The 22,440-nt window shown below is 36.6% G+C and carries 21 protein-coding genes; 15 read left to right on the top strand and 6 right to left on the bottom strand.

Annotation, left to right across the window (positions count from 1 at the left end; genetic code table 11):
* The 12 genes from nuoH to AADH04_RS02070 all read left to right on the top strand — a co-directional run bounded on the left by nuoH (position 1) and on the right by AADH04_RS02070 (position 11,845).
* A complete protein-coding gene (nuoH, locus tag AADH04_RS02125; RefSeq protein WP_434779778.1) occupies positions 1-1,050 on the top strand; it encodes an NADH-quinone oxidoreductase subunit NuoH in 1,050 nt (349 codons plus the stop codon).
* A 10-nt stretch (positions 1,051-1,060) separates the two neighbouring features.
* Positions 1,061-1,543, top strand: a complete 483-nt coding sequence (gene nuoI, locus AADH04_RS02120) for an NADH-quinone oxidoreductase subunit NuoI (protein WP_434778610.1) — start codon at positions 1,061-1,063, stop codon at positions 1,541-1,543.
* Between the two features lie 9 nt (positions 1,544-1,552).
* Positions 1,553-2,215 (top strand): NADH-quinone oxidoreductase subunit J, encoded by a 663-nt coding sequence (locus tag AADH04_RS02115; protein ID WP_434778609.1) that lies wholly within the window; start codon positions 1,553-1,555, stop codon positions 2,213-2,215.
* Between the two features lie 12 nt (positions 2,216-2,227).
* Complete coding sequence (nuoK, locus tag AADH04_RS02110; RefSeq protein ID WP_434778608.1) at positions 2,228-2,533, top strand: NADH-quinone oxidoreductase subunit NuoK; 306 nt, start codon at positions 2,228-2,230, stop codon at positions 2,531-2,533.
* Positions 2,534-2,564: 31 nt separating this feature from the next.
* Positions 2,565-4,604: an NADH-quinone oxidoreductase subunit L gene (gene nuoL / locus AADH04_RS02105; protein WP_434778607.1), complete on the top strand. Its 2,040-nt coding sequence runs from the start codon at positions 2,565-2,567 to the stop codon at positions 4,602-4,604.
* Between the two features lie 45 nt (positions 4,605-4,649).
* Positions 4,650-6,164, top strand: coding sequence for an NADH-quinone oxidoreductase subunit M (locus tag AADH04_RS02100; protein ID WP_434778606.1), 1,515 nt, complete (start codon positions 4,650-4,652; stop codon positions 6,162-6,164).
* 10 nt (positions 6,165-6,174) lie between these two features.
* Positions 6,175-7,620, top strand: a complete 1,446-nt coding sequence (nuoN, locus tag AADH04_RS02095) for an NADH-quinone oxidoreductase subunit NuoN (RefSeq protein ID WP_434778605.1) — start codon at positions 6,175-6,177, stop codon at positions 7,618-7,620.
* 65 nt (positions 7,621-7,685) lie between these two features.
* Positions 7,686-8,021 carry a DUF2818 family protein gene (locus AADH04_RS02090; RefSeq protein WP_434778604.1) on the top strand — a complete coding sequence of 112 codons (336 nt, stop codon included), beginning with the start codon at positions 7,686-7,688 and terminating at the stop codon, positions 8,019-8,021.
* A 323-nt stretch (positions 8,022-8,344) separates the two neighbouring features.
* Positions 8,345-9,277, top strand: a complete 933-nt coding sequence (locus AADH04_RS02085) for a branched-chain amino acid ABC transporter permease (RefSeq protein ID WP_434778603.1) — start codon at positions 8,345-8,347, stop codon at positions 9,275-9,277.
* A 14-nt stretch (positions 9,278-9,291) separates the two neighbouring features.
* Positions 9,292-10,371 (top strand): ABC transporter permease subunit, encoded by a 1,080-nt coding sequence (locus tag AADH04_RS02080; RefSeq protein WP_434778602.1) that lies wholly within the window; start codon positions 9,292-9,294, stop codon positions 10,369-10,371.
* Positions 10,368-11,138, top strand: coding sequence for an ABC transporter ATP-binding protein (locus AADH04_RS02075; protein ID WP_434778601.1), 771 nt, complete (start codon positions 10,368-10,370; stop codon positions 11,136-11,138). The genes AADH04_RS02080 and AADH04_RS02075 overlap by 4 nt, the downstream gene beginning before the upstream one ends.
* Positions 11,135-11,845 (top strand): ABC transporter ATP-binding protein, encoded by a 711-nt coding sequence (locus AADH04_RS02070; RefSeq protein WP_434778600.1) that lies wholly within the window; start codon positions 11,135-11,137, stop codon positions 11,843-11,845. The genes AADH04_RS02075 and AADH04_RS02070 overlap by 4 nt, the downstream gene beginning before the upstream one ends.
* 40 nt (positions 11,846-11,885) lie before the next feature.
* On the opposite strand, the gene AADH04_RS02065 is transcribed toward AADH04_RS02070, so the two are convergent.
* Complete coding sequence (locus tag AADH04_RS02065; protein WP_434778599.1) at positions 11,886-12,245, bottom strand: hypothetical protein; 360 nt, start codon at positions 12,243-12,245, stop codon at positions 11,886-11,888.
* A gap of 113 nt (positions 12,246-12,358) precedes the next feature.
* Here AADH04_RS02065 and AADH04_RS02060 point away from each other — a divergent pair, with 113 nt between their 5' ends.
* On the top strand, positions 12,359-13,162 hold the full coding sequence (locus tag AADH04_RS02060; RefSeq protein WP_434778598.1) for a DsbC family protein: 804 nt from the start codon (positions 12,359-12,361) through the stop codon (positions 13,160-13,162).
* Between the two features lie 52 nt (positions 13,163-13,214).
* Here the strand turns inward: AADH04_RS02060 and AADH04_RS02055 are convergent, their stop codons facing one another.
* The 5 genes from AADH04_RS02055 to ppsA all read right to left on the bottom strand — a co-directional run bounded on the left by AADH04_RS02055 (position 13,215) and on the right by ppsA (position 19,941).
* On the bottom strand, positions 13,215-13,763 hold the full coding sequence (locus AADH04_RS02055) for a DUF2062 domain-containing protein (protein WP_434778597.1): 549 nt from the start codon (positions 13,761-13,763) through the stop codon (positions 13,215-13,217).
* A 103-nt stretch (positions 13,764-13,866) separates the two neighbouring features.
* Entirely contained in the window at positions 13,867-14,658 is a 792-nt protein-coding gene (locus AADH04_RS02050) for a TrmH family RNA methyltransferase (RefSeq protein WP_434778596.1), read from the bottom strand.
* A complete protein-coding gene (locus tag AADH04_RS02045) occupies positions 14,655-15,608 on the bottom strand; it encodes a tRNA dihydrouridine synthase (RefSeq protein WP_434778595.1) in 954 nt (317 codons plus the stop codon). Before AADH04_RS02045 ends, AADH04_RS02050 begins: the two co-directional genes overlap by 4 nt.
* Before the next feature lie 77 nt (positions 15,609-15,685).
* Positions 15,686-17,236 carry an EAL domain-containing protein gene (locus AADH04_RS02040; protein ID WP_434778594.1) on the bottom strand — a complete coding sequence of 517 codons (1,551 nt, stop codon included), beginning with the start codon at positions 17,234-17,236 and terminating at the stop codon, positions 15,686-15,688.
* Positions 17,237-17,550: 314 nt separating this feature from the next.
* Positions 17,551-19,941 carry a phosphoenolpyruvate synthase gene (gene ppsA / locus AADH04_RS02035; RefSeq protein WP_434778593.1) on the bottom strand — a complete coding sequence of 797 codons (2,391 nt, stop codon included), beginning with the start codon at positions 19,939-19,941 and terminating at the stop codon, positions 17,551-17,553.
* Positions 19,942-20,195: 254 nt separating this feature from the next.
* Here ppsA and ppsR point away from each other — a divergent pair, with 254 nt between their 5' ends.
* Both ppsR and fba read left to right on the top strand, forming a co-directional pair.
* On the top strand, positions 20,196-21,020 hold the full coding sequence (gene ppsR / locus AADH04_RS02030) for a posphoenolpyruvate synthetase regulatory kinase/phosphorylase PpsR (RefSeq protein ID WP_434778592.1): 825 nt from the start codon (positions 20,196-20,198) through the stop codon (positions 21,018-21,020).
* Positions 21,021-21,134: 114 nt separating this feature from the next.
* Entirely contained in the window at positions 21,135-22,199 is a 1,065-nt protein-coding gene (gene fba / locus AADH04_RS02025) for a class II fructose-bisphosphate aldolase (protein WP_434778591.1), read from the top strand.
* Positions 22,200-22,440 lie beyond the last annotated feature (241 nt).

The raw sequence follows: 22,440 nt of genomic DNA, 5'->3' as shown, positions 1-22,440 counted from the left end.
ATGGAGGCTTGGTTACAACAATATTTAGGTTCTGGGATGGCATTAGTTGTCTGGACCTTATTAAAAATTATTGTGCTCATTTTGCCAATAATGATTGTAATGGCGTATTTAACATATGCTGAACGTAAAGTGATTGGTTATATTCAATTGCGTCGTGGTCCCAATAGAGTGGGGCCTTTCGGGTTAATTCAACCTTTAGCAGATGCAGGAAAATTGATTTTTAAAGAAATCATCATGCCAACTTCTGCAAATAGAGCACTGTTTCTCATTGGACCACTGTTGACAATGATGCCAGCTGTAGCAGCATGGGCCGTTATTCCTTTTACAGATACTTTAATTATAGCCAATACCAATGCAGCCCTTTTGTATGTTATGGCGATTACCTCTATGGGGGTCTATGGTGTAATTATTGCTGGTTGGGCATCAAATTCAAAATATGCTTTATTAGGCGCAATGCGTTCTGCGGCACAAATTGTTTCATATGAAATTGCAATGGGAATCGCTTTAGTGGGTGTGTTGATGGTGTCAGGTAGTTTAAGCTTTATTGATATTGTTAATGCCCAAAGTAAAGGTATTGCAGGTGGTTCTGTTTTCTCTTGGAACTGGTTACCTCTATTGCCATTATTTGTTGTTTATCTCATTTCAGGTGTTGCAGAAACCAATAGGGCACCATTTGATGTGGCAGAGGGTGAGTCAGAAATTGTGGCTGGATTCCATGTTGAGTATTCAGGTATGGCATTTGCTGTATTCTTTTTAGGTGAATACATCAATATGATTTTGATTTCAGCTTTAGCTTCTTTGCTGTTTTTAGGTGGTTGGTTGTCTCCATTTCCACAAAGCTGGGGTGTGATTGGGCAAAGTGGCATTTGGTGGATGATTCTAAAAATGTGTACCATTTTGTATATGTATTTATGGTTACGTGCAACATTCCCACGTTTTAGATATGACCAAATTATGCGTTTAGGTTGGAAAGTGTTTATTCCTGTAACGCTTTTGTGGATTGTTGTCGTTGCAGTATGGATGATGACCCCATTAAACCTTTGGCAATAGGAAAAAAACAATGATTTCAAGATTTTTTAAAACATTTTTCCTAGTTGAGTTGCTTCAAGGTATGGCCTTGACCTTTAGGAATATGTTTGCTCGTAAAATTACAGTGATGTATCCCATGGAGAAAACTCCACAATCTGTGCGTTTTCGTGGACTGCATGCTCAACGTCGATATCCAAATGGTGAGGAACGTTGTATTGCCTGTAAATTGTGTGAGGCAGTTTGCCCAGCCATGGCCATATCTATTGAGTCAGAAAAAAGAGATGATGGTACGCGTAGAACAACACGCTACGATATTGATTTAACAAAATGTATTTTCTGTGGTTTTTGTGAAGAAGCATGTCCTGTTGACGCCATTGTTGAAACACATATCCTTGAGTACCATGGTGAAAAAAGAGGGGATTTGTATTATACAAAACCTATGTTGTTGGCCATTGGTGATAAATATGAAGCAGAGATTGCTGAACGAAAATCTGCAGATGCGAAGTATAGATAGGGGAGAAGCATGACTTTTCAAGAAATTTTATTTTATATCTTCTCTACGATTCTGCTTGTGGCCAGTATCAGGGTTGTTATGTCCAAAAACCCAGTACATGCAGTGCTATTCCTTGTGTTGGCTTTTGTGACCAGTGCTGGCCTATGGATGTTAATGCAAGCAGAGTTCTTAGCGATTGTGCTGGTTTTGGTTTATGTCGGTGCAGTAATGGTCTTGTTCCTTTTTGTTGTCATGATGCTTGATGTCAATTTGGAAGAAATACGTAAGGGATTTTGGAAAAACTTACCGATTGCTTTAATCGTTGGTGCTGTTATTGCCATTGAGATCACATTAATTTTAACAAACCCACAAATGAATTTAGTCAGTTTTAATGGTTTAAAACCATTACCCGCTGATTACAATAATATACGTGAACTGGGTTTGCAATTGTATACAACTTATTTAATGCCTTTTGAGTTAGCTTCAGTTTTATTGGTTTTAGGTATGGTTGCGGCTATTGCTTTAACTCATCGCAAACGTACAGATGTTAAGAGAGTGAATCCTGCTGATCAGGTTAAAGCACGACCAAAAGAGCGAGTCAGAGTGGTTCAGATGAGTGCAGAAGTAGAAATTGAAGGCGTCACAGAAGAAGCACAAGATGTTCCTGAATCGCCATCTGATACAACAAAATAAGGAATACAAAAAATGATTACTTTAACTCACTATTTGGTTCTTTCAGGATTATTATTCTCAATCAGTATTTTTGGGATTTTTGCAAATCGTAAGAATGTCATCGTTTTGCTTATGTCAATTGAATTAATGTTGTTGGCTGTAAATTTTAACTTCATTGCTTTCGCCCAATATTTGGGTGATATGGCAGGGCAAATTTTTGTGTTTTTTATTTTAACTGTTGCAGCAGCTGAGTCTGCAATTGGTTTGGCTATTTTAGTCTTATTATTTAGAACACATAACACCATCAATATTGAAGATTTAGATAGCTTAAAAGGCTAATTTAAGTTAACCAGAAGAAAAGCAAACTAATATGGATAAAATGAGTTTATATTTACTAATAGCGCTTTCACCACTAGTGGGGGCGATTATTGCTGGCTTGTTTGGCACTCTTGTTGGCCGTAGAGGAGCACACACTGTTGCTATTTTAGGTGTAGCGGTTTCAGCAGTATTGTCTATATACGTTTTGTACGGCTTTGTAATTGGAGAGTCAGAGGTATTCAATGAGTCTTTATATACATGGTTGACAATGAATGGTATTGATTTTTCTGTTGGCTTCTTAGTTGACAGCTTAACAGCAACCATGTTAGTTGTGGTCACAAGCGTATCGCTAATGGTGCATATTTATACTATTGGTTATATGCATGAAGATCCAGGCTATCAACGTTTTTTCAGTTATATTTCTCTATTTACCTTCTCTATGCTTATGTTGGTCATGAGCAATAACTTTATTCAGCTATTCTTTGGTTGGGAAGCAGTAGGGCTCGTGTCTTATTTATTGATTGGCTTCTGGTTTAAAAAACCTACTGCTATTTTTGCGAATTTAAAAGCATTTTTAGTGAATAGAGTAGGTGACTTTGGTTTTATTCTGGGCATTGCTTTAGTTTTGGCTTATTTTGGTGGCAGCCTAAACTATGATGATGTGTTCGCGTATCTGCCAAATGTTATTGGTGCAACAATCGAGTTAATTCCTGGGCAGCAGTGGTCTTTAATCACAGTAACCTGTTTATTGTTATTTGTTGGTGCAATGGGTAAATCTGCTCAATTTCCATTACATGTTTGGTTACCTGATTCGATGGAAGGCCCAACCCCTATTTCTGCCTTGATTCATGCAGCGACCATGGTTACAGCAGGTATCTTTATGGTTGCCAGAATGTCTCCTATTTTTGAGTTGTCTGATGTGGCTTTAAATACCATTATGGTTATTGGTGCCATTACAGCATTATTTATGGGCTTTTTGGGTATTGTTCAAAATGACATTAAACGTGTTATTGCTTATTCAACTTTATCACAATTAGGTTACATGACTGTTGCATTAGGTGCCTCTGCTTATTCTGTTGCTGTATTCCATGTAATGACTCATGCATTTTTTAAAGCACTATTATTTTTAGCCGCAGGTTCAGTCATCATTGGTATGCACCATGATCAGGATATGCGTAATATGGGTGGTTTGAGAAAGTACATGCCGATTACATGGATTACCTTGTTGCTTGGTTCTCTAGCACTAATTGGTACCCCATTTTTCTCTGGATTTTTCTCAAAAGACACCATTATTGAAGCAGTAGGCATGTCTGAGTTGCCAGCAGCTGGTTTTGCTTACTTTGCTGTTTTAGCTGGCGTGTTTATTACGGCATTTTATTCTTTTCGCCTTTATTTTCTGGTTTTCCACGGGAAAGAACGTTGGAAAGAACAAGCTGCACAGACCCATCATGAGGATGATGATGTGCATGCCCATGAGGAGCATCATGGTTTAGGCCCTAACGATAACCCGAAAGAAAGCCCATGGGTTGTGACTTTACCATTGGTTTTATTGGCTATTCCTTCTGTAATTATTGGCTTCTTTGCTATTGAACCTATGGTATATGGGCAATTCTTTCAAGATGCAATTTATGTTGATTTAGCAAAACACCCTGTTATGTATCAATTAAGTGAAGAATTCCATGGTGCCTTAACCATGGTGACTCATTCACTTTCAACTGCGCCATTATATTTAGCCTTAGCAGGTGTGGTATTAGCATGGTTGTTCTATATTAAGTTTACGGATGTTCCTGCAAAAATTGCCACAGCATTTAAACCAATTTATGTTGTATTAGAAAATAAATATTACCTTGATGAGTTGTATTTTGCTGTATTTGCCAAGGGGTCTCGTGCATTAGGTACATTCTTTTGGAAAGTGGGTGATACTTTCTTGATTGATAATTGCTTGGTTAATGGCGCGGCGAAGGTTGTTGAGGTAATTGCGAGCATCACAAAACGTCTACAAACAGGATTTATTTATACGTATGCGGCGGTGATGGTTATTGGTGTAGTCGGCTTATTGACTGTTTGGTTATGGCCACTACTGATTAAATAACATGACTTTTCACAACGTTAATAATAATTAATTTAGGTTTAAAACATGTACGAAAACTTACTTAGTCTTGCAATTTGGATACCGATTGTCTCGGGTATCATTGTGTTGGCCACAGGTTCAGATAAAAGGGCACCAATAGCTCGGGTATTGGCACTAATTGGTGCTTTGGTAGGGTTTTTGATTACATTACCATTATTTACTGAATTCAATCGTTTAAGTGGTGGAATGCAATTTGAAGAGAACTATCAATGGATTGAGTTACTGAACATCAGATATCATCTTGGAGTAGATGGTATTTCTGTTTTATTTGTGATTTTAAACAGCTTTATTACGCTTTTAGTTGTTTTGGCTGGCTGGCAAGTGATACAGAAAAAAGTAGCACAGTATTTTGCTGCTTTCTTGATTATGTCTGGTTTAATCAATGGTGCTTTTTGTGCATTAGATGCCATTTTATTCTACGTGTTCTTTGAAGCGATGCTGATTCCTATGTACCTAATCATTGGTATATGGGGTGGCCCTAGAAGAGTATATGCATCTATTAAGTTTTTCTTATACACATTGCTTGGCTCATTGTTGATGCTCGTTGCATTAATTTATTTGTCTAGCCAAGCAAATGGAAGTTTTGAAATTTTAGATTTACAGAATATCAAACAAATTGGCTTGAACATGCAATTGGTGTTGTTTGCAGCCTTCTTCTTGTCTTTTGCAGTAAAAGTACCAATGTGGCCAGTGCACACATGGTTACCTGATGCACACGTGGAAGCACCAACAGGCGGTTCAATGGTATTGGCTGCCATTACGTTAAAATTAGGCGCTTATGGTTTTTTACGTTTTGTTTTACCTATACTGCCAGATGCTTCTTTAAAATTAGCGCCCGTTATTATTGTATTGTCACTCATCGCAGTGGTATATATTGGACTGGTTGCTTTGGTTCAAAAAGACATGAAAAAACTGGTGGCTTATTCTTCTATTAGCCATATGGGCTTTGTCACCTTAGGTTTGTTCTTGTTTTTTCAGGCTTCTCCAGATGCACCAATGAGTTTGAATGTTTGGGCATTAAAAGGGGCTATTTTACAAATGATTTCACATGGCTTTGTTTCTGCCGCTATGTTTATGTGTATTGGTGTGATGTATGACCGTATGCATACACGCAATATTGCTGACTATGGTGGGGTTGTGAATACCATGCCTATTTTTGCATCATTTATGATGTTGTTTGCCATGGCAAATGCTGGATTACCAGGTACATCGGGTTTTGTTGGTGAGTTCATGGTGATTATGGGGGCTGTCAATGTAAACTTTTGGGTAGGCGCAATTGCAGCGACGACACTTGTTTTAGGTGCCTCTTATACCTTATGGATGTATAAAAGAGTGATTTTTGGTAGCGTTGTGAATGAGCAAGTGAATAAACTTAAAGATGTTAATAAACGAGAATTTGTTATTTTGGGTATTTTAGCTTTAGCCGTATTGGGTATGGGACTTTATCCTGAACCTTTTATTGCAATCATACACCATGCGGCAAATGATTTAATTATACAAGTGACACAAAGTAAAATTTAAGGAAGAATGAATGAACTGGGCTAGTTTAAATCTTATCCCTGCAATGCCTGAAATTGTGCTTTTGGTAGCACTATGTATTGTATTGTTGGTTGACTTGTTTATCAGCGACAAGAATAGAGGTATTACCGTATTTTTAAGCTTATTGAGTTTAATTATTGTTGCTGTTGTACAGTTTTATACATTACCAGTAGAGCCTACACTGGCTTTTAGTGATATGTTTGTTGCTGATGGACTATCACAAATGGTTAAGTTTGTAATGTATATTGTTGTGTTTTTTGGCTTTGTTTATTCAAGAAATTATTTGAAAGACAGAGATATTTATAAAGGTGAGTTTTATTCCTTAGCATTATTTGCCCTATTAGGGATGAATGTGATGGTAAGTGCCACTCACTTTTTGACATTATATATCGGTTTAGAGCTGCTTTCTTTAGCATTGTATGCGTTAATTGCTATGCAAAGGGATGTTCCTAAAGCCAGTGAAGCTGCTTTGAAATATTTTGTTTTAGGTGCATTGGCTTCTGGCTTATTATTGTATGGCATTTCTATGGTTTACGGCGCAACAGGTTCTTTATACTTAGAAGAAGTGTTATTTTCTTTAAGTGAGCAGCCAAATAGCATGTTAATGAGATTCGGTTTAGTGTTTATTGTGGCTGGGTTGGCATTTAAACTGGGGGCAGTACCTTTTCATATGTGGGTGCCTGATGTGTATCAAGGTGCTCCTACCCCTGTGGCTATGTTTATTGGTGCCGCTCCTAAATTGGCTGCTTTTGTTTTTATGTTTAGAATTTTAGTGGCAGGTTTGGTTCTTTTAATCAAAGATTGGTCTGCAATGTTAATGCTATTGGCCATATTGTCTTTAATTATTGGTAACTTAACTGCTATTGCGCAAACCAATATTAAACGAATGTTGGCTTATTCGACTATTTCACATATGGGCTTTATCTTATTTGGTTTAGCTGGCGGTGCAGAAGGATTAACTGCTGCATTATTTTATACCGTATCCTATGTGTTTATGTCTATGGTGGCTTTTGGTGTTTTAATTGCCTTGTCCAATAAAGATTTTGAGTGTGAACAAATCAGCGATCTAAAAGGATTGAATCAGAAGAGCCCATGGTTGGCATTTTTAATGTTAATGGCCATGTTCTCAATGGCGGGTATTCCCCCGTTATTAGGTTTTTTTGCTAAATTTACGATCATTGAGTTATTGATTCAATTAAATTATCCTTGGTTAGCCGTTTTTGCTGTTGTGATGTCTTTAATTGGTGCATTCTACTATTTAAGAGTAGTTAAAGTAATGTACTTTGATCAGCAAGAACATGATGAAAAGGCAAGTTTTTCTTGGGATGCAAAGGTTTTATTATCTATTAATGCACTCATTTTATTAGTGTTTGGTGTGTATTCTAATAGCCTTATTGCATGGTGTACGGCAGCATTTCAAAATGTATTGGGTGGTTAGTATTTAATCAAAAGAACGGCAATAAAATAGATTGCCGTTCTTTTTTGATGATTAGGAATCATTATATGACAGTAGGAATGGGGATTTTTTTGTTGCTGGCTTTTTTAGCTGCCAATTTACCATTTATGAGCAAGAAAGTATTTTTTGTTATCTCAACTAAAAAAAAGTATTTTTTGTTTGAATTGCTGGAATGGATTTGTTACTACTTTTTAATGGGTATACTGGGTTATGTATTAGAAAAGCAAACGAATGGTACAGCACATAGCCAAGATATTGTTTTTTATGTTGTGACATTGTCTTTATTTATTGTTTTTGCCTTTCCGGGTTTTGTTCTGCGTTATTTCTGGTCTTCTAAACAGTCTGTACGTAAATCTTCAACTGATCTTTCTATTGAACCATAGTTCTTTCTTAGAGAAAAATAATTTAGTGTCTTTTTTTGAGTATTCACGCTGGCTATATCAGTATCACTATGACAATAGAAGCATCAGTTGATTGAACATATAAATCTATAATAAAAAACCATTGAAAACAATGTACTTTGTTATTTTTATAGTGCTTTATTATTTTGTAGATTGACAGACAATGTTTTTTCTTTTAATAATGCGCTCTAATAAATATAGAAATATATTGATGATCTTTTAAATTAAGATAGATTAATATTTGCTCTTTATAAATAAGTCTTTTAATGCATAAGGCGAAAATAATATACATCTAGGAGGATATAATGTCTGATCAGTTCATGCAGTTACTTTTTAATGGCCTTATCGTTGGTAGTATTTATGGGTTGATTGCTTTAGGATATACCATGGTGTATGGCATTATGGGCTTAATTAATTTTGCTCATGGTGAAGTTGTGATGATCGGCGGTATGATTACCATCAGTTTTCTATCTATGTTTATTGGCGCTGGTGTGACTATGCCTGGTGCCGTATTGATTTTATGCTCTTTACTTTTGGCATTACCTATTTGTATGTTTATGGGCTATGCAATTGAAAGAGTTGCATATCGTCCTTTGCGTAATGCACCAAGATTAGCACCATTAATTACGGCAGTTGGTTTATCCATTGTTTTACAGCAAGTTGCAGCAATGGTTTGGGGGACTAATTACATTGCTTTTCCTCATGTTATTAAGAATGCTTCCAGAAACATTGGTGGGGCACAAGTGACAGATTTACAAATTGTCATCATCATTGTTTGTATTGTGTTAATGGGCTCTTTATTACTATTAGTCAATAAAACAAAATTAGGCCGTGCCATGAGGGCTACCAGCCAGCGACCTGATGTGGCTGCTCTTATGGGTGTAAGTGTGAATAAAGTGGTTTCTATGACTTTTATTATTGGTGCAGCTTTAGGCAGTGTCGCAGGTGTGATGCAAGCGGCTAATTATGATCAATTACATTATACTTCAGGCTTCTTAATTGGATTAAAAGCATTTTCTGCTGCTGTGTTAGGCGGTATTGGTAACTTAGGAGGTGCTGTTGCAGGCGGATTAATTTTAGGTATTGCAGAAAGCTTTTTTGCTGGAACAGTTAGCTCATGGTCTTTTGGTGTATTAGGGTCTCACTATCAGGACATTTTTGCCTTTTTAGTGTTGGTTGTTGTGCTGATTTTTCGTCCTAGTGGATTGCTGGGTGAAAAACAAGCAGATCGTGCTTAATTGGGAGAAAAGCCATGACTTTTAGAATAATGAACCCTAGTTTCGTTGCAAAGCATACAGTTTTATTCATAGTGATGTTGATTTTACCCATTATTGTTGGTCAAATGTTTGGTAATGCATGGGTTAGAACGCTTGATTTTGCTTTGTTGTATATCATGTTGGCTTTAGGGCTAAATATAGTCGTAGGTTTTGCAGGGTTACTTGATTTAGGTTTTGTCGCTTTTTATGCTGTGGGTGCTTATACTTATGCATTATTAAGTTCCCCACATTTTGGGCTTCATTTGCCCTTTTATATCACCATTCCATTAGGGGCAGTTTTTGCTGCTTTATTTGGTCTGATGCTGGGTACCCCTGTATTAAAGCTAAAAGGTGATTATCTTGCCATTGTTACATTAGGTTTTGGTGAAATTATTCGTATTTTTATGAATAATTTAAATGCACCAGTTAATATTACGAACGGCCCTCAAGGGATCACAGGAATTGATCCAATTACATTTGGTGGTTTTTCTCTAGGTACCCCAATTAAGCTATTTGGCCAGTCTTTCCCAAAAATGTATGCTTATTATTATCTGTTTTTATTCTTGGTTATTGGCGTCATTATTATGGGGTTCCGATTACAATATTCTCGTATTGGACGAGCTTGGGTTGCGATGCGTGAAGATGATATCGCTGCGGCTGCAATGGGTATCAATGTTCGTAATATGAAACTTTTGGCTTTTGCATTAGGCGCTTTATCAGGAGGTATTGCGGGTGGATTATTCAGCGCCTTACAAGGGTTTGTGTCTCCAGAATCATTTGGTTTAATGGAGTCCATTATGATTTTAGCAATGGTGGTCTTAGGCGGTATGGGGAATATCTGGGGTGTTATTTTAGGCGCAGTGGTTTTAACCTTTTTACCTGAATTATTACGTGAAGTCAGTGACCCTGTGCAACAAATGATTTTTGGTAAAACTTTGTTAGAAAAAGATAACCTAAGGATGTTGCTCTTGGGATTAACACTTGTTGCCATGATGTTATTACGTCCATCTGGTATGTTGCCTAGTCGCCGTCGTAAAGCTGAGTTCCATAATGTGTCACAAGGAGCAAGCTCATGAGTAAAAATTTATTACAAATTGAAGGGATTGTTAAACGTTTTGGCGGCCTAACCGCATTAAGTGATGTTTCCTTGACCATTAATGCTGGTGAGATTTACGGTTTAATTGGGCCAAATGGTGCAGGTAAGACCACTTTGTTTAATGTGTTAACTGGGCTTTATATGCCAGATGAAGGACAATTTACTTTTGATGGGCATGATTTATTTCGGGCAAAACCACATAAAATTGTTTCTGCGGGTATTGCCAGAACATTTCAAAATATCCGATTATTTGGTGAAATGACAGCTTTGGAGAATGTGATGGTAGGACGTCATATTCGTAGTAAAACAGGGGCTTTAGGTGCTGTATTAAGAACGCCTTCATCTAAGAGAGAAGAGCTTCAGATTACTGAAAAAGCGTATAATTTATTAAAATATGTGGGGATTGAAGATATATTGAATGAACAGGCATTTAATTTATCTTATGGGCATCAACGTCGTTTGGAAATTGCCAGAGCTTTAGCATGTGAACCAAAACTTTTGGCTTTGGATGAACCTGCCGCAGGTATGAATCCTTCTGAAACAGAAGAACTAAAAGAATTAATGAGTAAAATTCGTGCAGATGGCGTCACTATTTTATTGATTGAGCATGATGTGAAGCTGATGATGGGGTTGTGCGATCGTATTGCTGTTTTAGATTATGGTAAAAAAATTGCAGAGGGTTTGCCAGAGGAGGTACGGACTAATCCTCAAGTGATTGAAGCTTACTTAGGAGTACCACACGAATGAATTTACTGGAAATAAAAGAGTTAAAAGTTTCATATAATGGTATTCAGGCAGTAAGAGGAATTGACTTATACATCAAATCAGGTGAGTTGGTTACTTTAATTGGTGCTAATGGTGCCGGTAAAACAACAACATTAAAGGCAATTGTCAGCATGGTCAAAAAGGCTGGTGGTAGTATTGCTTATAATGGTAAAGATACCAGCCAAATTTCAGTGCATAATTTTGTGCGCGAAGGCTTGGTTATGGTGCCTGAAGGACGGGGTATATTTCCAAAGTTAACTGTATTTGAAAACCTGCAAATGGGGGCTTTTTATCGAAATGATAAAGCCCAAATTCTAACTGAAATTGACCATGTTTACACGTTATTTCCTCGCTTAAAAGAAAGACATAAGCAGTTAGCGGGTACCCTTTCAGGGGGAGAGCAACAAATGGTTGCAATGGGTAGGGCGATTTTGTCTAAACCCAAACTTTTATTATTAGATGAACCATCAATGGGATTGGCACCCATTATTGTGCAACAAATTTTTGATATCATCAAAACAATTTCAGATGAGGGGGTGACTATTTTGTTGGTGGAGCAAAATGCAAAACTGGCGTTAGAAATCTCTGATCGTGGTTACGTGATGGAGAGTGGGTCGATCTCTATGGCAGGAGAAGCCAGTATTTTATTGAATGATCCAAAAGTACAAAATGCTTATTTAGGTGGTTAGTTTTGAAAAAGTATCATCATGGAGGCAAAAGCCTCCATGATTATTTGGGCGCTGCATAATACTGAATTTGCCCTGATGCAATTTTATTATTTTTTTTTCTTTGTATGGCGCTAACTCTTCCGTTCTCAATTGTGACGATTGTGGTGTAAGGAGTATTGGCGTCAGCATACCATAACATATCTTTGGTATTGTTAATATTATATTCTGTATCTGCAATACGGTCTTTTCTCGTTACTTTGCGAACAGTTTCTGATGTAGTATAATCGGGCGGACCTACTTTTTCGATTAATGCACCTTCTGATAGTCCACTTCGTATATTAATATAGTCGCGAAACTCTATAGGGGCTGCGTATAGATAGCCAGTTATCAAGAAAGAAAAAAGAAAGACATATTTACTCATAGTACAAACCTCAGAAAAATGTATGGACTCACTATAATGAGTATATTCGGATAATTAATATTTTATTTCAACAAGATTTACGTTACTTTACTTTATGATATTTAGGAAATTTTATGAAAAAACTGATTGTTCGGGCATTGTTGCCTTTGTTTTTTGTCCCATTGGTCGCTTGTGGGCAACAAGGTAATAATGTTCAAACAGATAAAAAAACGGTTCAAGCAACTGTGGTGGCTTTATCTGAATCAAAGCAAAATACCATTAAAAAAGCTTTTGAAGCTAAATTTGAAAAGCAAGTGCCCGGTGGGATAAAGGTTGTGAGTGTCAGTGCCACACCGCTTTCTGGTATTTATGAAGTTGTATTGCCTGGAAAACAAATTGTGTATTCTGATGAAAATGCTGATTATGTTTTTGCTGAATCGAACCTTATTGATGTAAAGCAGGGTAAAAATTTAACAGAAGAGAAGTTGGCTCAATTGAATATCGTTGATTTTTCAAGTTTACCATTAGAGCAAGCAATTAAAGAGGTTAAAGGAAATGGTACTTTAAAAATTGCGGTTTTTTCTGATCCAGATTGCCCATATTGCAAAAAGCTAGAAGAAGAGTTTGCTAAACTTGATGACATTACGGTATATACCTTCTTAATGCCAATTACCTCATTACATCCTCAAGCAGATGTTAAAGCCAAAAAAATATGGTGTAGCCAAGACAAAACAGGTGCTTGGACAAGTTGGATGCGTAATGGTGTAGAGCCGACTGCATCAGAAAAGTGTGATAACCCTGTAGAGCAAATTATGGCTTTAGGTAATGAGTTAGGTTTTACTGGTACACCAACGCTTATTTTCCCAAATGGTACTGTGATTCCGGGTTATTTGCCAGCAACCGAACTAATGAAAGTATTGCAAGAGAATCAAAAATAATATTTTATTTTTTATGCGAAAATTCAGGCTGTTGGCCTGAATTTTTTTACATTTAATTTGCTAAATGACGTTTTTTGAAACGTTTTTGTGTATGATTAATCCAGATTATATTCAAAATGCTGTAGCCTATAATGGCTAAAGATAACCCTAATGTAGGAATGCCTACTAGCAGGGGTTTACCATAATGGATAAACCATTCTATCCCTACATCTAAACCATCAGACCAAGATAATTGATCCCAATTAGGTAAAACAAGAGTAGGGTAGTTTGTATCATTTAATATTAAGATGCCTATTTTATAGGCTGCCATATAAAGTGGTACATAAGTAAGTGGGTTTGTATATAAGGTTGTAAAAATAGATACAGCTAAGTTTTTTTTAAAACAGTACGCCAATAATAATGCGCTGAGCATTTGTGTGGGGCCAGGCATCAAGCCAGAAAATAAACCAATAGCGAAAGCAAAACGCACATTTTTGCGAGAAAAAGACCAAAAATAAGGTTTATTAAAAAAAGGTGCAAAAGGTTTGAGCCATCGAGAAGAAAAAATTTTTTCTTTAGATGGCAGTTTCTTTTTAACCTTTTTAAAAAAATGGGCTTTCATGGCATTATTATAGGGGCAGTTTGTTCATTATTTCCATTGATTAACAATAAATTTTTTCGAAAAAATAAATTTATTCCATAATATGTTATGAAATTATTTGCTTTTAAGCCAGTTTTTGCCGCATCCGTTCGAAAACACAAATTGTGGCTGCCATAGCGACATTGAGTGATTCTACATCTGCATTCATTGGAATATGAATACAATGATCTGCTTTGTCTTGTAATGCTAAGCTGACTCCAGAGCCTTCATTACCCAAAATAAAGGCAATATCGCCTGATAAATCATGCTGATATAAAGATGAACTGGACTCTGTTAGCGTTGTGGCAAATGAGAGACCACGATAGTTTTTTAAAAATTCGGGCAAGTCAATATCTGTGTGTATATCCAAAATAAAATGTGCTCCCATTGCTGCACGCAGCACTTTAGGACTAAATACATCAGCACAATTTTTATTGAGAATAATATATTTTATATTGGCTGCAGCAGCACTACGTAAAATAGTACCCAGATTTCCTGTATCTTGGATATTTTCAAGAATGATGCAACTATAGTTTTGAGGAAGAATACTTGGTCTGGGGAGCGTACAGATTGTAAAAAGATCACTACAACTACTAAACGATTTTAATTTATTAAATGCCTTGTCTGTTAATTGATAAATACTGCTGTTTGTAGATTGATTCAGTAAGGTTTGTATTTGAGGATGAGACAGCTTATTTTCATGGATAAAAATACTTTTAGGCATTTGTTTTGCATGCAATAGAGCATCTAATAAATGAATGCCTTCCAGTACCATTAACCCAGAATGTACTCTCTCTTTACTTTGTTTGAGTAATTTTGTTAAAACTTTCAGTTGTTCATTATGAATAGAATCAATTATTTTAGGTAAGGTGTTCATGTGTTTTTTTCCAAAACTGCGGCAATTTCTTGATTTTTTTGTAAAGGACGAATTTCTTCAAACAGTTGTTTTGCTTCTGGATAGGTGTTTTTTAGCATATTTAACCATTGTTTTAGCCGAGCCATTGGGTATTTATTTAGATTATTGTTGTCCATACAAAGCTTGAAAAATTGATGAATATACTCTTTGATCGTAAGCCAAGATTCATTTGGTCGTATTGTGCCTGTTTGTTCATAATGTTGAATTTGTTTGGCTAAATCTGGGCGTCTTAGCACACCTCTACCCAGCATAAAATGCGTACAGCCTGTTTGTTTTTTTATATTGATATAGTCTTGTAATGAAAAGATATCACCATTGGCAATAACGGGTAATTTAATGTGTTCTTTTATTGTCCTAATCCAATCCCAATGGGCAGGGGGTTGATAACCTTCTAGTTTTGTGCGAGCATGTACCGTTAACATACTTGCACCACCGCGCTCAATAGCATGTGCACATTCTAAGGCAAGGTTGGTATCTTCATATCCTAAACGCATTTTTGCGGTTAATCTAACATTATCTGGCAGTTGTTGCTTCACTGCCCATACAATTTGATAAATTGTTTCTGGTTCTTTCAGTAAAATGGCACCTCCTCTGTGTTTGTTTACACTAGGTGCTGGACAGCCAAAATTTAGATCAATCCGATTTGCCCCTAATTGGCATACTTTTAAGGCATTTTCTGGCATGGTGTTTAAGTCAGAGCCTAATAATTGGACGGTACAGGGGGTTCCTGCTAATGTGCGCCCATTATTTGTTAATTCGGGTATTGATTTTAACCAAGTTTGATTTGAATGCACCGTATGAGTAATGCGAATAAATTCGCTGACACATTCATCAAAACCTCCTATTGTGGTTAGGTGTTCTCTCATGATTGCGTCTGCTAAACCGTGCATGGGTGCCAGAATTAAGCTCATTAGTTAAAGGTGACCATTAAATGCATGATTGTAGCAAACTGCTTACCAATTTGGTTTAAAAGAATGAGTTTTTGGCTTTAAGGTTCAAATTTTAGTATATCAGTAAACTGTTTACTTTTAAGGAAGGTTCCTATTGGAACAGGTTTACTGTATAAATAACCTTGTAAAAAATTGACTCCTTTTGATTTAAGGTAGTCTGCTTGAGCTTCGTTTTCAACGCCTTCTGCTACTGATTCCAAGCCAATTTTTTGTGCAAGTTCAATAATGCTGTCTAAAATTTGTTTTGATAGTGCATTGTTCTGAATTTTTGCAACAAAGCTTTTATCTATTTTTAAGTAATCTATTTTTAAATCATGTAAGTAACTTAAGCTAGAATTGCCGATGCCAAAATCATCTAAAGCGACTTTTAAATTAAGTTGATGTAATTGACGAAATAGTTCTTTTGTTTTTTCATTTTGTTCCAGCAATTCTCTTTCTGTTAACTCTACAACGAAAAGAATTTTGGCAGGTTTTAAACTGGCTTTAAAGTCCTTACAATCTTGTATGAGACCAAAATCTTCCCCTTGCTTTGCAGAGATATTAAAGCCTACATGAAAATTGTCTGGAAGTGTAAAACGATAGGCTTGTAAAGCAACAGAGGTTTGTTTCATCAGTGATTTGGTGATTTCTTTAATTAAGCCTGTGCTTTCAGCTAAGGGAATAAACAAATCGGGGGCGATCAACCCTTCTCGGGGGTGCTGCCACCTTGCCAATACTTCAATCCCTATTAATCGATTATCTTGTGCACAAAAAATAGGCTGTACATATGGAATAAATTCTTCTTGAGCGATAGCACGCTTGAGTTCGGAGGAAGGTGAGTAGAGATTGGTGATGATAATACGGCTGATCCACCCTGCACAAAGAGCAAATAATAATAATAAAATAACAGAAGTACTGTTTTTGCGAAGGAAATATGAGGGCGTTATGGGGTTAATCACCCCCATGGTGATTTTGAATGGATAGTATTCTGAGTGGTGTGTTGAGGTATAGTACAAAGCTGGGTGAGTTGTTGCATTGAACATACCTTGTTCATTTATTCTATTTTTACCAATATAAAGTGTAAACTTTAAGTCGGGGTCTTCTGGTCGAAGAAAATTCATTAAATTACGGCCATCAAATACCGTTAATATTTGATGGTGATTAATTGTGTATTGGTAATTTACCAAGGGGGAATCTTTGGTCAGAATAGTGGCTTTAGTCAGATACAATGGATGATCTGTATTTGGGATTGGATCGGTTTCAGGTATTTTATCTATATCAAAAATGGATGAGCAGTAAATTTTATTATGGTGTACAAGATTTAATGAACGTACATTAGGGCTAATCGCCACTTCTTGCTGTAAAATTGACCGTATATCATTGCAGGGTAAAGCTAATTTATCAGAAAGATCAATACCGATTTTTTTTGAAGATATCAATACTTGCTCTAATCTAATGGCCATTAAAGCATTTGTATTGCTGACAAGTATTTGTTGACGTCTAATCATTTGAGTATGAATGAAAGATAAGCCAATCATAATAATGACTAAAAAAATCAGTATTGGAATGATATTTTGATAAATGATGGATTTTAATTTTTTAATAAACATATTGTAAATTTATTCATTTAATATAAATAGATATTTTTCATATTATAAGATTGAAAATTAATAAAATGTTAATAAAATTTGCCATATTTTTTAACAACGTTTATTTGTTTTGTCTATGATGATTGATTTTATTCATTTTTTAATATTTAAAAGCAATGGTTTATTATGCTTTTTGAGTATTTATTCTAATGGTTATTTGAAAAATACAGAGTGTATTATAGGGTATATTTTGATAAATTTATAAATAAAATATTAAAAAAATAAAGCATTCATTTAGAGGTGAATGCTTTATTTTTCAGAAAAACCCAGAATAATCAGTTATTATTCAGTTCTTTCGCAAGATATAGCCATGTTTCAACTACGGTATCTGGGTTTAAAGAAATAGTTTCTATTCCTTCTTCTACCAGCCATTTCGCAAAATCAGGATGATCAGAAGGACCCTGGCCGCAGATACCTATGTATTTATTCAGTTTGCGACAGGCAGAAATAGCAAGACTGAGCATGATTTTAACCGCAGGGTCACGTTCATCAAATGTTGCTGCGATTGGGCCACCACTATCACGATCAACGCCTAAAGTTAATTGAGTCATATCATTTGAACCAATTGAAAAACCATCAAAATACTCAAGGAATTGTTCTGCTAATACTGCATTGGTTGGTAGTTCACACATCATGATTAAACGTAAGCCATTCTTACCACGCTCCAAACCATTTTCTTTAAGCACTTCAATTACAGCCTGTGCTTCTTTTAATGTCCGTACAAATGGAATCATGATTTCAACATTGGTCAGGCCCATTTCATCACGTACATATTTTAATGCTTTACATTCAAGATCAAAACAGTCGCGAAAGCCTTCTGAAACATAACGTGCAGCGCCTCTAAAACCTAACATAGGGTTTTCTTCATGAGGTTCGTACGCATTGCCACCTATCAGGTTTGCATATTCATTTGATTTAAAGTCAGACATGCGGACAATGACTTTTTTGGGATAGAAGGCAGCGGCCAAAGTTGATACACCCTCTGCGATTTTATCAATATAAAAATCTACAGGGGAAGCATAGCCAGAAATTCTATTTGTGATGGTTTCTTTTAAATCAGAATCCAATCGATCAAATTCTAATAGTGCTTTAGGGTGGATACCAATTTGGCGATTGATAATAAATTCCATGCGGGCTAAACCCACACCTTCATTTGGAATACCTGCAAAACCAAAGGCTAATTCTGGATTGCCCACATTCATCATGATTTTGACAGGAGATTTAGGCATGCTGTCTAAAGCCAGATCAATAATTTCAACTTTAAGTAGACCATCGTAAATATTACCTGTATCACCTTCTGCACATGATACAGTCACATCCATACCTTCTTTTAATACTTTTGTTGCATTACCACAACCGACTACTGCTGGAATACCCAATTCTCGAGCAATAATTGCAGCATGACAGGTACGCCCCCCACGGTTGGTAACAATGGCTGAGGCACGCTTCATTACGGGTTCCCAATCTGGGTCGGTCATGTCTGTGACCAAAACATCACCCGCCATAACTTGATCCATTTCAGATGCATCTTTGATTACACGTACTTTACCTTGTCCAACTTTTTGACCAATTGCACGGCCTTCACATAAAATCGTGGATTTATTTTCGATACGGTAACGACGTAAGGTGTCGGTTTTATTTTCCTGAGATTTTACTGTTTCAGGACGGGCTTGCAAAATGTACAGCTTGCCATCTTCACCATCACGACCCCATTCAATATCCATTGGGCGCTCATAGTGTTCTTCAATAATTAATGCATATTTGGCCAGTTCAGTAATTTCTTCATTACTGATGGAAAACTGTTTGCGTAGATTTTCTGGGACGTCAACAACTTGGACTGATTTTCCTGCTTGGGCAGCGTCAGTGAATTCCATTTTGATCAGTTTGGAACCCATTGTTTTACGTAATACCGCAGGGCGGCCAGCTTTAAGTGTTGGTTTGTGTACATAAAATTCATCAGGATTAACCGCACCTTGTACAACTGTTTCTCCTAAACCATAAGCTGCAGTAATAAAAACAACCTGATCAAAGCCAGATTCGGTGTCCATTGTAAACATTACCCCAGCAGCACCGCTATCAGAACGAACCATGCGTTGCACACCAACTGATAATGCAACTTCTGCATGGGTAAAGCCTTTATGAACACGGTAGGAGATTGCTCTATCATTGTATAAAGAAGCAAAAACATGTTTCATGGCTTCTTTAACATTGTCTAAGCCTCGGATATTCAAAAATGTTTCTTGTTGCCCTGCAAAGGATGCATCTGGTAAATCTTCTGCGGTTGCTGAAGAGCGTACTGCTACACAGATATCAGCTCCACCCGAATCAGAAACCATTTTTTCCCATGCTATTTTTACATCTTGTTCAAGTTGATCAGGAAAAGGTGTATCTATAATCCACTGGCGGATTTCTTTTCCAATTTTTGCTAATTCAGTGACATTATCTACATCAAGATGAACCAAAGCTTGATGGATTTTTTCATCTAAGCCATTGTGTGCTAAAAAGGAGCGATAAGCCTCTGCTGTTGTGGCAAATCCTCCTGGAACACGCACACCTTTAGAAGTGAGTTGACTGATCATCTCGCCTAAAGAGGCATTTTTGCCTCCTACGCGCTCTACATCAGTCATTCGTAAGTTTTCAAACCAGATAACGTTATTTTCAGTCATGTCTCATCCAAACTTAGGAAAGGAAAAAATCAATAAAAAATTGATGCCCGATATTTTATCGCTTAGTGCCTAAGCTGTCATTGTTTTTCAAAATTTAATCTCTGTTTTGGTCTGGATTGGTTGTATTTATCTTATTTGAGTTGTTTTAAGGGGCGTTGTGACAGACTTTTTTTACAACGATGATGTTTTTTTCTCTAAAATAACAGCATTTAATTATTTTGGGCTTGTTGCTTTTGTTTTCTAAAGGAAGAATTATGTCTCATCAAAGAACGGCATTTTTTGTATCAGATCGTACAGGGGTTACGGCAGAAAGTTTTGGCGAATCTTTATTAAATCAGTTTACAGAGGTTAAGTTTAAACATTGTACTATTCCCTTTGTAGACACCTTAGAGCGTGCACAAAGTGTGTTACAAAAAGCACAGGAAGCTGCCCAAAGAGACAATGGTAGAGCTTTTATATTTTCCAGTATTGTTTCTCCCCAAATCAGAGCTGTTTTTAATTCAGACCCACAAATTATTCATGTAGATTACTTTGATGCTTTTATTCCTATTATTGAACAAGAGCTAGGTGTTCAAGCCAATATGATCGCAGGGTTAACTCATGGTATTTCAAATGAAGAAAGCTATGATGCCAGAATGGATGCGGTCAATTTTGCCCTGAATAATGATGATGGGATCAGTGAGAAAAATTTTGCGGAAGCAGATGTTATTTTGGTTGGTGTCTCCCGTTCTGGTAAAACACCAACATGCCTATATTTGGCACTTCAATATGGTGTACGTGCTGCTAACTACCCCTTAACACCCGATGACTTAGATAGTCCTAGTTTACCTAATATGATTAAATTGTATAAGGGGAAATTGTTTGGTTTAACCATTGATCCTGCTCGCTTAAATCATATTCGTAATGAGCGTCGTCCAGACTCTAAATATGCCAGCCTAGAAAATTGTCGCTTTGAAGTAAATGAGGCAGAATCTATGTTTCGCCAACATGGTATACCTTTTATGAGTACGACTCATAAATCAGTTGAAGAGTTAGCTGCCAGCATTTTACAGTCAACTAAAATCAAACGCCGATGTTAATTTAAATTAAGTATATTAAAAATAATTTTGTTTAAAGTGCACTATTTTATTGTGTAATCGTTTAAAATAATGCTTAACAAAATTGTTGATGACACAAATAATAAAGGAGTTTTCATGGCACTTGTTTCTATGCGCCAATTACTGGATCATGCAGCAGAACATCAATATGGTTTACCTGCATTTAACGTGAATAATCTTGAACAAATGCGTGCAATTATGGAAGCCGCGAATCAGGTTAATGCACCTGTAATTGTGCAAGCTTCTGCAGGTGCAAGGAAATATGCTGGTGCACCATTTTTGCGCCATTTGATTTTGGCAGCAGTAGAAGAATTCCCACATATTCCAGTTGTGATGCATCAAGATCATGGTACCAGCCCAGATGTGTGTCAGCGTTCTATCCAGTTAGGTTTTAGTTCTGTGATGATGGATGGCAGTTTACGTTCAGATGGTAAAACACCCGCAGATTATGATTATAACGTTGGTGTTACCCGTACAGTTGTCAATTTTTCACATGCGTGTGGTGTGTCTGTAGAAGGTGAAATAGGGTGTTTAGGTAGCTTAGAAACAGGTATGGCAGGTGAAGAAGATGGGGTAGGAGCGGAAGGTGTTCTTGACCATGAGCAACTATTAACAGATCCTGAAGAAGCGGTTCAGTTTGTTAAGGACACAGGGGTTGACGCATTGGCTATTGCTATTGGCACCAGCCATGGTGCTTATAAATTTAGCAAACGCCCAACAGGAGATGTCTTGCGTATTGATCGCATCCAAGAGATCCATGCGCGTATTCCCAATACTCATTTAGTGATGCATGGTTCAAGTTCTGTGCCACAAGAATGGCTTAAAACAATTAATGAGTTTGGGGGAGAAATGCCTGAAACCTATGGTGTTCCTGTGGAAGAAATTGTAGAAGGCATTAAGTATGGCGTGCGCAAAGTGAATATAGATACTGATTTACGTTTGGCCAGTACAGGTGCGATTCGACGCTTTTTAGCAGAACATCCTGCTGAGTTTGACCCACGTAAATATTTAGTCGCCAGTACTGAAGCGATGAAACAAGTTTGTATTGACCGTTATTTAGCCTTTGGTTGCGAAGGAATGGCTTCTAAAATTCAACCGACATCTTTAGAAAAAATGGCAGAGTTATATACAAAAGGCCTATTAAATCAAATTGTGGCTTAAATTGGGTTCCATTAGCTTCATTAAGGTATTTTTGCGTTGATTACCTAAAGAAAATGCAAAAGTACCTTATTGTTTAATTGATTATTATTTGGTTGATTTTGTTGGTTAAGTTTATCATGTCTATTCGCATATCGTTTGTAAAATAATAACAAGATCTAACTGAATTTTGGAATGATTCTTCTACATGGCATATGACATCTTTAATTAAGAAAAAAAAGACAAAATATTTTTTTAAATACCT

The organism is Neisseria sp. Ec49-e6-T10 (genome assembly GCF_051132615.1).
Taxonomy (GTDB): Bacteria; Pseudomonadota; Gammaproteobacteria; order Burkholderiales; family Neisseriaceae.
The sequence above is the reverse complement of the archived record's forward strand: the minus strand, read 5'-3'. Positions and strand labels throughout refer to the sequence as shown.